Here is a 12,439-nt window from a genome sequence, read left to right on the forward strand (position 1 = left end):
AGCGGTCGGTCGCCAGCTACCCGTATTCGAGAGGTGCTCATTCTGCCGCAGTGCGTAGGTGCGAATTCATCCGCATCGACATCAAGGGTGTTCGACAGGCTCAGAGCCATTTGGGCACCAGGATGAGTGCCCACATGAGCATGCACAGGGCGATGCTGCTGAAGACGGCGGCGGAGGCGATATCCTTGGCCCGTCCCGAGAGCTCGTGGCGCTCCAGTCCGATGCGGTCGACATTGGCCTCGATCGCCGAGTTCAGCAGCTCCACGATGGGCACGATCAGCAGGCTGCCCACCAGGATGGCGCGCTCGACCGGCGTCTCGCCGAGCCAGAGCGCCAAGGGGAGTAGCGGGACGAGTATGAAGACCTCCTGCCTGAATGCCTCCTCCAGTTCGAAGCAGGCCTTGAAGCCCTTCATCGAGTAACCGAAGGCATGGACGACACGGCGCCATCCCTTGGCGTTCTGATTAGCCATTGATGTTCTCGCTTGCGCTGGGGCGCCAGGCCAGATCCAGTTGACGGGCAGCGCGGACGTCGTCGAGACGGCGTACTGGCATCGTGTGGGGCGCGCCCTTCACCAGATCGGGGTTCTCCTCGGCCTCGCGGCGGATGGCGATCATGGCTTCGACGAATCCATCCAGATCCTCCTTGCTCTCGGTCTCGGTCGGCTCGATCAGCAGACACTCCGGCACCAGGAGCGGGAAATAGGTGGTCGGGGCGTGATAGCCGTAGTCCAGCAGACGCTTGGCGAAGTCCATGGCGTTCACCCCGAATTGCCGCGATTCGGGCTTGAGCGTGACGATGAACTCGTGGCTGGCGCGACGCTCGGGGTAGGCAGCCTCGAATCCGGCCTCTTTCAGTCGTGCCATCAGATAGTTGGCGTTCAGTGTGGCGAAGTCGGCGACCCGCCCCATGCCCTCGCGCCCGAGCATGCGGGCATAGACATAGGCGCGCAGCAGGATGCCCATGTTGCCGCCGAAGGCGGTGAGACGGCCGATGCTCTCCGGGCGCTCGGCTTCGGTCTGCCAGTGATAGGTGTCGCCGTCGAAGGTGACCAGAGGGACCGGCAGAAAGGGTTCGAGACGCGGCGAGACGCCCACCGGACCCGCGCCCGGTCCGCCGCCGCCGTGCGGGGTGGAGAAGGTCTTGTGCAGGTTCATGTGGATGACGTCGAAGCCCATGTCGCCAGGGCGGACCTTGCCGAGGATGGCGTTGAGGTTGGCGCCGTCGTAATAGAGCAGGCCGCCGGCATCGTGCACGGTGCGGGCGATGGCCTGGATGTTCCGATCGAAGACGCCGACCGTGCTCGGATTGGTGAGCATGATGCCGGCGGTCTGGGGGCCGACAGCGGCCTTGAGTGCGTCCAGGTCGACGTCGCCGTCGTCTCCGGTCGGGATCTCGCGCACCTTGAATCCGCACATGACCGCCGAGGCCGGGTTGGTGCCGTGCGCCGCGTCCGGGACCAGGATTTCGGTACGGGCATGGTCGCCGCGCGCCTTGTGGTAGGCGCGGATCATGGCGACGCCGGCGAACTCGCCCTGGGCGCCGGCCGAGGGCGCGAGCGAGACGGCGTGCATGCCGGTGACGGCCTTGAGGATCTCCTGCAGGTCGTGGAGACAGGCCATCAGGCCCTGGCCGTGGCTGTCCGGCGCCAGCGGATGGCGGCCGAGGAAGCCGGGCAGCATGGCCAGACTGTTACAGGCCCTCGGGTTGTACTTCATGGTACAGGAGCCGAGCGGGTAGAAATGGGTGTCGATCGAGAAGTTCTTCTGCGACAGCCGGGTGTAGTGACGCACCGCCTGCATCTCCGAGACCTCGGGCAGGGCGGGTCGGGAGCGTCGACGCAGTCCGGCCGGGATGTCCGAGATCTCGGGTTTGGTGAGCGGTGCCTGGGCGCTGGCCCGGCGGCCCGGTCGGGATTGATCGTAAATCAGCATGGCGGTTCGGCGGTCGGTGAGGAAATGAGAGCGGCGGACGCGGCATCGGCCGGCGTCCGCCGACGGTTCTATCAGAGTGCGGCCAGGGCGGCCTCGTAGTCCGGTTCCTGGGTGATCTCGGGCACCAGCTGGGTGTAGATCACCGTATCGTCGGCATCCAGGACCACGACGGCGCGGGCGGTGATGCCGGCCAGCGGACCGTCCTCGATCAGGACGCCGTAGTCCTTGGCGAAGTCGTGCGAGCGCATCATCGAGAGGCCGATGACGTTGTCGACGCCCTCGGCGCCGCAGAAGCGGCCCATGGCGAACGGCAGATCGGCCGAGACGACCAGCGCGACGGCATCGGCCTTGGCGGCCATGGCCTCGTTGAACTTCTTGGTCGAGGTGGCGCACACCGGGGTGTCGAGACTGGGCACGATGTTCAGCAGCTTCTTCTTGCCGGCGAAGTCGGCCAGCGACTTGTCGGCCAGGTCCTTGTCGACCAGCCTGAAGTCGGGCGCCTTGCCGCCGACGGCGGGTAGATCGCCGCTGAGGGTGACGGGGTTTCCTTGCAGTGCGGTTTGAGCCATGGGAATCTCCGATTCGAGTTGTGATGGATCCGAAACCTGTCCTGGTGAGCCAGTGTCCGACGGGAGTCGAGGCGTTCCGTCCGGTCATCCATGTGGTGTCGGACTCGGCCAAACAAATGCCCCGAAACCTGATGAAGGGCGTCTGCGGCTGCTGCGCGGTCGATCAGAATAGCCCGCCCCCATCGTTCGTCAACTGTTCGGCCGCTAGCCTTCAGCGCGTGGCGAGGATGCGTGCCAGGGCGTCGGCATAGCTTCGCATCTCGTCCTGGGTTCGGGTCTCGGTCGCGCAGACCAGGAGCGCCGAGCCGAGTTCGGGATAGTCCGCGCTCAGGTCGAGTCCGCCGAGCACGCTGTGCTCGGCCAGCGCGCGGAGCAGATCGGCAGCGGGGGCCGGGAGGCGCAGCACGCGTTCATGGAAGACCGCGCCCTCGAATACAGGTTCGACACCGGGGATCGCGCACAGCATCTCGACCAGCGTGCTCGTGTTGGCATGGCAGTTGGCCGCGACCCGTTCCAGCCCTTCCGCGCCGAGCAGTGCCATGTGAATCGTGGCGGCCGTGACCAGCAATCCCTGATTGGTGCAGATGTTGGATGTCGCCTTGGCGCGCCGGATGTGCTGCTCGCGCGCCTGGAGCGTGAGGGTGAAGCCGGGCTTGCCGTCCAGGTCGAGCGTGCGTCCGGCGATGCGCCCGGGCAGTTGGCGCACATGCTCCTGCCGGCAGCAGAGAAAACCGGCGTAGGGTCCGCCGGACGACAAGGGCATGCCGAGCGGCTGGGCCTCGCCGCAGGCGATATCGGCGCCCTTGGCACCCCAGTCGCCGGGCGGAGACAGCAGGGCCAGGGCGATCGGGTTGACCACTCCGATGACCAGCGCGTTGCGGGCGTGAGCCCAGTCGGTCATGGCGTCGACGTCTTCGAGGACACCGAAGAAATTGGGCTGGGCGACGACCAGTGCGGCAAGGTCGGCGTCGCCGGCGGCGGCCTCGACGCATGCGATCGGGGTCTGTCCGCTCTTGGGGTCGAAATCGACCTCGATCAGTTCGATGTCCTGGTTCTCGACGATCGACCTCACGGTGCGCCGGTAGGCGGGGTGCAGCGCCTTTGGCATCAGAATGCGGGTCGATTTGTTCTTGCGATTGGCCCGCACCGCCATCAGCACCGCCTCGGCGAGCGCGGAGGCGCCGTCGTAGAGCGAGGCGTTGGAGACGTCCAGTCCAGTGAGCGCGCTCATCATCGACTGGAATTCATAGAGCACTTGCAAGGTACCCTGACTGGCCTCGGCCTGATAGGGGGTGTAGGCGCTGTAGAACTCGCCGCGCGTGGCGATCTGCCACACGGCGGCGGGGATGTGGTGATCGTAGGCGCCAGCGCCAATGAAGCAGATCGGCTGGCCGTCGGCGCGTGCGCGCGACTGCATCAGGGCGGCGATCTCCATCTCGGACATCCCCGCAGGGATGTCCGCCAGCTCGCCAACCTGCAATTCGGCGGGGATCTCGTCGAAGAGCGCCGCGATCGAATCGGCGCCGATCGTCTGCAGCATGGCGGCGATGTCTTCGCTGGTATGGGGTACGAAAGGCATAGATGAGTTCCAGGGTCCGCGAGGCGGACCCGTCAAGAAAGTGCGCGGCAAGCGGTTCGGTCAGGCCTCGTCTTCGACGACCTTTTCGTAGGCGGCGGCATCCAGCAGGGCGTCGAACGCGCTCATGTCGGCGGGCGAGATGCGGAAGATCCAGCCGTCTCCGTAGGGGCTGACGTTGATGGCGTCCGGGGTGTCGGTCAGCGCGGCATTGGACTCGATCACCTCGCCCGCCAGCGGGCTGTAGATATCGGAGGCGGCCTTGACCGATTCGACCACGGCGCAGGCCTCCTCGGCGTCCAGGGCACGACCGGCCTCGGGTGCCTCGACGAAGACGATGTCGCCGAGCGCCTCCTGGGCGTGATCGGTGATGCCGACGGTCAGGGTGCCGTCGCCGTTGTCCTTCACCCACTCGTGGGTCTTGGTGTATCGCAGTTCGTTTGGCAGGTCGCTCATGTCGTTCTCCAGTATGGTCCGGTCGGGACCCGTCGATATTTCAATGGGGCGGCATCGGCGCTTGGAATGGGGTCGATGCCCTGGTCGTTACGGATCGATGCGGATCTTGCCGTTGCGTACGAAGGGCGGCTTGACCAGACGCGCCGCGACGGGCTTGCCACGGATCTCCACTTCGCAGGTCTCTCCGATCCCCGGTGCGACCCGCGCCAGGGCGATGGAGCGCTCCAGGGTGGGCGAGAATCCACCCGAGGTGATCTCGCCGACCTCGCGCCCCTCGACCAGGACCTTCTGGTGGTTGCGGATGACGCCGCGTTCGGTGAGCAGCAGGCCGACGAAGATGCGACGCTCCGGGTCCTGGCGCAGCTTGGTCAATGCCTCGCGCCCGATGAAGTCGCGATCGGCGGGCTCCCAGGCGAGGGTCCAGGCCAAGCCGGATTCGAGCGGGCCGATCTCCTCGTCCATGTCCTGGCCGTAGAGGTTCATGCCGGCCTCCAGGCGCAGCGTGTCGCGCGCGCCGAGTCCGCAGGGTTGCACGCCAGCCTCCACCAGTGCCCGCCACAGATCCGCCGCCTCGCTGGCCGGCAGCATGATCTCGAATCCATCCTCGCCGGTATAGCCGGTGCGCCCGACGAACCAATGCGCGCCCTCGGCGCCGAAGAACGGCTGGAGTTCCATGGCGGCGGCGCGCACGTCCTCGGGCAGGAGCGGTTCGGTTCGGGCGCGGGCCTCGGGGCCTTGGACGGCGATCATCGCCAGATCGTCGCGGGGACGGATGTCGAGCGCCGCCCCTTGGGCGTGCTCGCGCATCCAGGCGATGTCCTTGTCTGCGGTGCCGGCGTTGACGACGAGGCGATAGCGGTTCGGGCCGCGCGCGTAGACGATGAGGTCGTCGACGACTCCGCCGGTCGGATTCAACATGCAGCTGTAGAGCGCCTTGCCGGGCGACTGGAGCTTGGCGACGTCGTTGGCGAGCAGGCGTCTCAGGAAGGTCTGCGCATCCCCGCCCTCGATGTCGACCGGGCGCATGTGCGAGACGTCGAACATGCCGGCGGCGCGGCGCACGGCATGATGCTCCTCGATCTGGGAGCCGTAGTGCAGCGGCATGTCCCAGCCGCCGAAGGGAACGATGCGGGCGCCGAGGCGCTCGTGCTCTGAAAATAGTGGGGTCTGTCGTCCCATTCGACTCTCCAAGTGGACCTGGTCAGGGGTCGTCCCGGCCCGTTGGGCGGCGACGACGACACGAGGCCGAGGTCCGCTGACCCCGACATCGCCCCTCTGTCCTAGACCTGAGAGTTTGCAGCCGGCACCTCGAGTGCCGAGCTGCTGCCCCGTCGGTGGGTGGCGGCCGATGATGCCGTCACCGCTCTCCAGAGTCGGTCGTTATTCCAGCGGTCCTTTTGCCTGAGCGATTCCGGGCGGCGTTGCGCCTTCGGCGCCGGCTTCGCGAGCCGGTCTCTCCCGCGGGACATGACACGAACCGGAACTATAAGCGCGGATCGGCCGGATTTCCAGCCGATCCGCCCGACGTGGGATCAGTTCGCAGTCGTGTCGTCCCTGTCGTTCGGGTCGCTCTGGCGGCGGAACACGGTACCGCCGCAATCGGCGCAGGGGGGGATGCGGCCAGCCTTGACGAAATGGGTCTCGGCGCCGCAGCGGTCGCAGACCAGCGTGCCCGGCCCCGTGATCTCGCCGGCCTGATAGAGGCTCATCTGGCGCGCCGATTCGGCCCAGCGCGCCAGCTGCAGGCTGGTCTGATCGGCGACCATCCGGAACATGTCCATCATCCGCTTTTCCATCAGCTCCAGGTCGAAGCGCCACCAGTCGCGGATGTCCTGGCCGGTCTCGGCGATGTAGTTGGCCGCGTCCTCGATGTCGCGGCGGATGTACTCGGAGACCTTCTGGGCCTCCTCGCGGCTCAGCTCGCCGAGCTCGACCATGTTGTCGCGGGTCTTCTCGAGGATCTCGCGGAATTTGGGTGCGGATTCCTCCGCCTTTTCGATGGCCTCGTGCGTCTGCTTGAGCATCCGCTCGTAAGCCTGCACCAGCTTGTCGACCGTTTCGTTCTTCTGATCCTGGGTCATGTGCTACCTCCGGATGCTCCAGTGGAGAATCGACCGCTCGGCGGCCGTCGAGGCTAGGATAGCAAAACCCCCGCTCGGTCTCGGCATGATTCGGTCGTCGAGACTGTGGCCATGCCTGGTCTCGGGCGTCGTCGCGGTCGCCGTGCCCGGGGCCTCTGCGTTATCCTTGAAAAGATCGAATCCAACCCTCGTTGTCACAAGACCGGAATTCCATGCAGACCGATTACGATCCGCGCTCCATCGAGGCGGCGGCCCAGCGCTATTGGGAAGAAAACAAGTCCTTCAAGGCGGTCGAAGACCCCGCCCGCGAGAAGTTCTACTGTCTCTCCATGTTCCCCTATCCATCGGGGAAGCTTCACATGGGGCACGTGCGCAATTACACCATCGGCGACGTGATCGCGCGCTATCAGCGGATGCTCGGCAAGAACGTGCTCCAGCCCATGGGGTGGGACGCCTTCGGTCTGCCGGCCGAGAACGCGGCCATCCAGCACGGCATCCCGCCCTCGCAGTGGACCAAGTCGAACATCGCCTACATGAAGGGACAGCTCAGGCAGCTCGGCTTCGGCTACGACTGGGAGCGCGAGCTGGCCACCTGCGACGCCGACTACTACCGCTGGGAGCAGTGGCTCTTCACCCGCCTGATCGAGAAGGGTCTGGCCTATCGCTCCACGGCGACGGTCAACTGGGATCCGGTCGATCAGACCGTCCTGGCCAACGAGCAGGTCATCGACGGCAAGGGCTGGCGCTCGGGTGCCCCGGTCGAGAAGCGCGAGATCGAGCAGTGGTTCGTGCGCATCACCGATTATGCCCAGGAACTGCTGGACGCGCTCGACGGGCTGGAGGGCTGGCCCGAGCGGGTGCGCACCATGCAGCGCAACTGGATCGGGCGCTCCGAGGGCGTGGCCATGGATTTCGGCATCCAGGGCTCGGACGAGACGCTCGGCATCTATACGACCCGTCCCGATACCCTGATGGGCGTCACCTATGTCGCCGTCGCCGCCGAGCATCCGCTGGCCCACCGCGCCGCCGAGACCAGCCCCGAGCTCGCCGCCTTCATCGAGGAATGCCGCCAGGGCGGCACCTCTGAGGCCGAGATCGAGACCATGGAGAAGAAGGGCTTCCCGCTCGGGATCGACGCCGTCCATCCCATCAGCGGCGAGCCCGTGCCCATCTATGCCGCCAACTTCGTGCTCATGGGCTACGGCACGGGCGCCGTCATGGCGGTGCCGGCGCACGATCAGCGCGACTGGGAGTTCGCCGAGCGCTACGGCATCCCCAAGAAGGCGGTCATCCGCTCGGCCGACGGCAGCCCCTGCGGGATCGAGGAGGGCGCCTATACCGAGAAGGGCGTGCTCTTCGACTCGGGCGAGTTCGACGGCCTGACCTCCGTCGACGCCGTCGACGCCATCGCCGCCTGGTTGTACGAGCGCGGAAAGGGTAGCAAGACGGTCAATTTCCGTCTGCGCGACTGGGGCGTCTCGCGCCAGCGCTATTGGGGCTGTCCCATCCCGGTGGTGCGTACCGCCGACGGCGATCCGCGTCCCGAGACCGATCTGCCGGTGCGTCTGCCCGAGGACGTGGTGGTCGACGGTACCGGCTCGCCGCTCAAGCAGATGCCGTCTTTCTCGGACATCGGCAACGGCGAGACTCGGGAGACCGACACCTTCGATACCTTCTTCGAGTCGAGCTGGTACTACGCCCGCTACTGCTCGGCCGACTGCGAGACCGCCATGCTCGACGAGCGCGCCAAATACTGGCTGCCGGTCGACCAGTATGTCGGCGGTATCGAGCATGCCGTGCTGCATCTGCTCTATGCGCGCTTCTTCCACAAGCTGATGCGCGACGAGGGACTGGTCGACTGCGACGAGCCCTTCGCCAACCTGCTGACCCAGGGCATGGTGATCGCCGAGACCTGGTATCGCGAGGGTGCCGACGGACGCAAGGAGTGGTTCAATCCGGCCGACGTCGAGGTCGAGCGCGACGACAAGGGCAAGGTGATCGGCGCCAAGCTCGCCGCGGACGGCGAGCCGGTGATCTTCGGCGGCATCGAGAAGATGTCCAAGTCCAAGAACAACGGCGTGGATCCCCAGGTGCTGACCGAGCGCTACGGCGCCGACACGGTGCGGCTCTACACCATGTTCACCTCGCCGCCCGACCAGTCGCTCGAATGGAACGACGAGGGCGTCGAGGGCGCCTTCCGCTTCATCCGTCGGCTCTGGTCGCTCGCCATCGGCGAGGCCGAGGCCATCCGCGCCGCCGGCGTCCCGGCCGATCTCGACGAGCCGGCCCAGGAGGCGCGCCGCGAGATCCATACCGCGCTCAAGAAGGCGCTCTACGACTACGAGCGCCAGCAGTTCAATACGGTCGTCTCGGGCTGCATGACCATGGTCAACGTCCTCTATCGTCTGGAGGAGGGGCCGGCGCGCGCCGCGCTGATCCGCGAGGGCGTCGGTATCGTGCTGCGTCTGCTCGGACCCATCGCGCCGCACGTCACGCACCATCTCTGGCGCGCGCTGGGCCTCGGCGAGGACATCCTGAACGCCGACTGGCCCAAGGTCGACGAGGAGGCGCTCAAGCAGGACTGCATCGAGTACGTGCTCCAGATCAACGGCAAGATGCGCGGCAGCGTCAAGGTGCCCGCCGACGCCGACAAGGCGGCCGTGGAGGCGGCGGCGTTGGCCAGCGAACCGGTGCAGAAGTTCGTCGGCGACAAACCGGTGCGCAAGGTGATCGTGGTGCCCAACAAGCTCGTCAACATCGTGGCCTGAGGGAGGCGCTGTCCCATGTTCAGCCGTCGTGTCGAGACCGTTCGGTCCGGACTCCCTGTTTCGGCACGGGGCTGGACCTGGTTGTTGATCGCCCTGCTCGTCGCCGCGCTGGCCTCGGGGTGTGGATTTCGGTTGCGTGGCGAGGTCGAGATCCCGAAGGATCTCACGCCGATCTATGTCGACTCGAACCCCGGCTCGCCGGTGCGGAGCGCGATCGGGGATCTGCTTGCCGGTAGCGAGGTGCACCTGACCGAGAACCCCGCCGAGGCCAGGCTGCGGCTGCGGATCCTGTCCGAGAGCCGCTCCTCGCGCGTCGCCGCCGTGGACGCCAACGGCAAGACGCTGGCCTACGAACTCCACTATGTCGTCCGCTTCGATGCCGTCTCCCCGGATGGAGCCCAGAAGGTGCCGCCGCAGACCATGGATCTGGTGCGCAACTTCGACAATCCGGACGTCGAGGTGCTCGGCAAACAGCTCGAAGAGGATCTGATCTATCAAGACTTTGCGACCGATGCGGCCGACCGCATTCTGATGCGGCTGCGCGCGGTGTTGAATTAGGCGATTTCGGTGCAGGTCAGATTCAATCAGCTCCAGACGCATTTGAAGTCGGGGCTCGCACCGGTCTATCTGGTCTGCGGCGACGAGCCCTATCAGTTCGGCGAGTCCGCCCGTCTCATCCGCGAGGCGGCGCGGCGCAAGGGATTCGATGAGCGCGAGGTGCTGGATGCCGAGACGGGTTTCGATTGGCGCGCCCTGGCCGCCGCCTCGGCCTCCATGTCGCTCTTTTCGGCGCGCAAGCTGATCGAGCTGCGCGCGCCGGGCGGGAAGCTCGGCAAGGAGGGGGGGGCAGCGATCCGCGACTATTGCGCGCATCCCTGCTCGGACAATGTGCTCCTGCTGCTGGCGTTGGGCTTGGAGCGAAAGGATCTGCAGACGCAATGGGCCAAGGCGCTCGACTCCGTCGGTGCGGTGATCCAGGTCTGGCCGCTCAAGGAGCAGGAGCTGGAGTCCTGGATTGGGCAGCGTCTGCAGGCGGTCGGCTTTCAGCCCGCGTCCGGGGTGTCGGCCCTTCTGGCCGAGCGTTCCGAGGGCAATCTGCTGTCCGCCGTTCAGGAGATCGAGAAGCTGCGGCTGCTCCATGAGGGCGGCCCGCTGGTCCTGGACGATCTGTTCGGCAATCTGGCCGATAGCGCTAGATTCGATCTCTTCGCCCTGACCGATGCCGCGCTGAATGGCGAGCGGGCCCGAGTGCAACGCATCCTGTCCGTTCTCCGAGCGGAGGGGACCGCCGACGTCCTGGTGCTCTGGGTCATGGCGCGCGAGCTGCGCATGCTGGCCGAGGCGGCCGGCGCCGTTGCGCGCGGGGACTCCCCGTCCGGCGTCTTCGCCCAGCATCGCGTGCCCCGGCAGCGTCTGTCGGCGCTCGAACGCGCGCTGCGACGACTGCCGCTGGCGTTGCTGCATGGGTTGTTGCAGCAGTGCGCCGAGGTCGACCGTATTATCAAGGGCTATGCCCAAAGCGATTCATGGCGGCGCCTGGCGATCATTGCCGATAGGCTGGCCGCCGGGCGTTAGTCCTGAACCGGATCGGCCGGCGGCGTCTAGATCCCTTCCGGACGGCGATTCACGCTCGTCTATAATCGAACATCTTTCGCGTCTTTCCATCGGTTTGCGATGTCTGTGCGGACAGGGTCTTGTGGTGGGCGCGCATCTTCATTCGAACGGGTTTTACCGATGACTGCAGAACAGATCGACGACGTCGTTGGCTATATGAACGAGGTCGGGCGGCGTGCCCGAGTCGCGGCGCGCGCCATGGCGCGTGCTGGAACGGGCCAGAAGAACAGGGCATTGATCGCGATTGCGGACCTTTTGGATCGCCAGCGTGACGCCATCGCCTCGGCCAATCGTCAGGACATGGACGCGGGCGCGGCCAAGGGGCTGGACGCAGCGCTGCTGGACCGGCTCGAACTGACGCCCGCCCGGATCGATTCCATGATCGAGGGTCTCCGGCAGGTTGCGGCCTTGCCCGATCCGATCGGCGCCATCACGGATCTCGACTATCGTCCGTCCGGGATCCAGGTCGGGCGGATGCGGGTGCCGCTCGGTGTGGTGGGCATCATCTACGAATCGCGTCCGAACGTGACCGCCGATGCCGCCGCGCTCTGTCTGAAGTCGGGCAATGCGACCGTGCTGCGCGGGGGCTCCGAGGCCTTCGCCTCGAATCAGGCGATCGCGGACTGCATTCAACAGGGGCTGGTCGAGGCCGGGCTTCCCGCCGAGGGTGTGCAGGTGGTGGCGACTACCGATCGCGCTGCGGTTGGCGCCATGATCACGATGCCCGAGTGTATCGACGTCATCATTCCCCGTGGCGGCAAGGGGCTGATCGAGCGTATCAGCCGCGATGCGCGGGTACCCGTCATCAAGCACCTGGATGGCATCTGCCACGTCTACATCGACGCGCACGCGGATCTCGACAAGGCGTTCGCGATCGCCCTGAACGCCAAGACCCAGCGCTATGGCACTTGCAACACCATGGAGACCCTGCTGGTCGACGCGCCGGTGGCGGACGTCATCCTGCCCAGACTGGCGGCGGCCTATGCGGAGAAGGGGGTCGAGCTACGGGGCTGCGTCCGTACCCGCGATCTGATTCCGGATGCCATTCCGGCGACGGAGGCCGATTGGGATACCGAGTATCTGGCGCCGATCCTTTCGATCCGCGTGGTCGATGGGTTGGACGAGGCCATGGATCACATCGCCCGTCATAGTTCGGCACATACCGAGTCGATCGTCACCGAGGACTATTCGCACGCTCGACGCTTTTTGCGCGAGGTCGATTCGAGTTCCGTCATGGTGAATGCCTCGACGCGCTTTGCCGATGGCTTTGAGTATGGGCTGGGCGCGGAGATCGGTATCAGCACGGACAAGTTCCACGCCCGTGGTCCAGTCGGGCTGGAGGGGTTGACCTCGCTCAAGTTTGTTGTGCTGGGCAACGGAGAGATTCGCGTCTGAGGGAACCCCGGGGTCGGATTCGAGTCTCTTGGATCGAAAAAACCTT

General features: G+C 66.1%; 11 protein-coding genes and 1 riboswitch. Of the genes, 4 read left to right on the forward strand and 7 right to left on the reverse strand.

The window, feature by feature from the left end; genetic code table 11:
* Positions 1-100: 100 nt before the first annotated feature.
* From ACFSJC_RS10010 to ACFSJC_RS10040, 7 genes are all read right to left on the reverse strand, one after another.
* Positions 101-472 carry a diacylglycerol kinase gene (locus ACFSJC_RS10010; RefSeq protein WP_386026235.1) on the reverse strand — a complete coding sequence of 124 codons (372 nt, stop codon included), beginning with the start codon at positions 470-472 and terminating at the stop codon, positions 101-103.
* Positions 465-1,934 carry an aminomethyl-transferring glycine dehydrogenase subunit GcvPB gene (gene gcvPB, locus ACFSJC_RS10015; RefSeq protein ID WP_386026237.1) on the reverse strand — a complete coding sequence of 490 codons (1,470 nt, stop codon included), beginning with the start codon at positions 1,932-1,934 and terminating at the stop codon, positions 465-467. The genes ACFSJC_RS10010 and gcvPB overlap by 8 nt, the downstream gene beginning before the upstream one ends.
* A 71-nt stretch (positions 1,935-2,005) precedes the next feature.
* Positions 2,006-2,503: a thiol peroxidase gene (gene tpx / locus ACFSJC_RS10020; RefSeq protein WP_386026239.1), complete on the reverse strand. Its 498-nt coding sequence runs from the start codon at positions 2,501-2,503 to the stop codon at positions 2,006-2,008.
* A gap of 211 nt (positions 2,504-2,714) precedes the next feature.
* Complete coding sequence (gene gcvPA, locus ACFSJC_RS10025) at positions 2,715-4,082, reverse strand: aminomethyl-transferring glycine dehydrogenase subunit GcvPA (protein WP_386026241.1); 1,368 nt, start codon at positions 4,080-4,082, stop codon at positions 2,715-2,717.
* 60 nt (positions 4,083-4,142) lie between these two features.
* Positions 4,143-4,535, reverse strand: a complete 393-nt coding sequence (gene gcvH / locus ACFSJC_RS10030; protein WP_386026243.1) for a glycine cleavage system protein GcvH — start codon at positions 4,533-4,535, stop codon at positions 4,143-4,145.
* An 87-nt stretch (positions 4,536-4,622) separates the two neighbouring features.
* Entirely contained in the window at positions 4,623-5,714 is a 1,092-nt protein-coding gene (gcvT, locus tag ACFSJC_RS10035; RefSeq protein ID WP_386026244.1) for a glycine cleavage system aminomethyltransferase GcvT, read from the reverse strand.
* Between the two features lie 200 nt (positions 5,715-5,914).
* Positions 5,915-6,006, reverse strand: a riboswitch (glycine riboswitch).
* A gap of 61 nt (positions 6,007-6,067) precedes the next feature.
* The gene (locus ACFSJC_RS10040; RefSeq protein ID WP_386026245.1) at positions 6,068-6,616 is read right to left on the reverse strand and encodes a zinc ribbon-containing protein; all 549 of its coding nucleotides are present in this window, start codon (positions 6,614-6,616) and stop codon (positions 6,068-6,070) included.
* A 212-nt stretch (positions 6,617-6,828) separates the two neighbouring features.
* Here ACFSJC_RS10040 and leuS point away from each other — a divergent pair, with 212 nt between their 5' ends.
* The 4 genes from leuS (at position 6,829) to ACFSJC_RS10060 (ending at position 12,393) form a co-directional block, all read left to right on the forward strand.
* Entirely contained in the window at positions 6,829-9,384 is a 2,556-nt protein-coding gene (gene leuS, locus ACFSJC_RS10045) for a leucine--tRNA ligase (protein ID WP_386026246.1), read from the forward strand.
* Between the two features lie 15 nt (positions 9,385-9,399).
* Positions 9,400-9,942: an LPS-assembly lipoprotein LptE gene (locus ACFSJC_RS10050; RefSeq protein ID WP_386026248.1), complete on the forward strand. Its 543-nt coding sequence runs from the start codon at positions 9,400-9,402 to the stop codon at positions 9,940-9,942.
* Between the two features lie 9 nt (positions 9,943-9,951).
* On the forward strand, positions 9,952-10,959 hold the full coding sequence (gene holA / locus ACFSJC_RS10055) for a DNA polymerase III subunit delta (protein ID WP_386026250.1): 1,008 nt from the start codon (positions 9,952-9,954) through the stop codon (positions 10,957-10,959).
* A 159-nt stretch (positions 10,960-11,118) separates the two neighbouring features.
* On the forward strand, positions 11,119-12,393 hold the full coding sequence (locus tag ACFSJC_RS10060; RefSeq protein ID WP_386026252.1) for a glutamate-5-semialdehyde dehydrogenase: 1,275 nt from the start codon (positions 11,119-11,121) through the stop codon (positions 12,391-12,393).
* Positions 12,394-12,439: the final 46 nt, after the last annotated feature.

Origin of the sequence: Thiorhodococcus fuscus, from assembly GCF_042682685.1 — a bacterium.
Lineage (GTDB): Bacteria > Pseudomonadota > Gammaproteobacteria > Chromatiales > Chromatiaceae > Imhoffiella > Imhoffiella fuscus.

What these genes read in the sequence shown, in the direction of transcription:
- gcvPA (WP_386026241.1), bottom strand. Translation starts at nt 4,082, where the DNA reads ATGCCTTTCGTACCCCATACCAGCGAAGACATCGCCGCCATGCTGCAG.
- ACFSJC_RS10050 (WP_386026248.1), top strand. Translation starts at nt 9,400, where the DNA reads ATGTTCAGCCGTCGTGTCGAGACCGTTCGGTCCGGACTCCCTGTTTCG.
- gcvT (WP_386026244.1), bottom strand. Translation starts at nt 5,714, where the DNA reads ATGGGACGACAGACCCCACTATTTTCAGAGCACGAGCGCCTCGGCGCC.
- ACFSJC_RS10040 (WP_386026245.1), bottom strand. Translation starts at nt 6,616, where the DNA reads ATGACCCAGGATCAGAAGAACGAAACGGTCGACAAGCTGGTGCAGGCT.
- leuS (WP_386026246.1), top strand. Translation starts at nt 6,829, where the DNA reads ATGCAGACCGATTACGATCCGCGCTCCATCGAGGCGGCGGCCCAGCGC.
- gcvPB (WP_386026237.1), bottom strand. Translation starts at nt 1,934, where the DNA reads ATGCTGATTTACGATCAATCCCGACCGGGCCGCCGGGCCAGCGCCCAG.
- ACFSJC_RS10010 (WP_386026235.1), bottom strand. Translation starts at nt 472, where the DNA reads ATGGCTAATCAGAACGCCAAGGGATGGCGCCGTGTCGTCCATGCCTTC.
- gcvH (WP_386026243.1), bottom strand. Translation starts at nt 4,535, where the DNA reads ATGAGCGACCTGCCAAACGAACTGCGATACACCAAGACCCACGAGTGG.
- tpx (WP_386026239.1), bottom strand. Translation starts at nt 2,503, where the DNA reads ATGGCTCAAACCGCACTGCAAGGAAACCCCGTCACCCTCAGCGGCGAT.
- ACFSJC_RS10060 (WP_386026252.1), top strand. Translation starts at nt 11,119, where the DNA reads ATGACTGCAGAACAGATCGACGACGTCGTTGGCTATATGAACGAGGTC.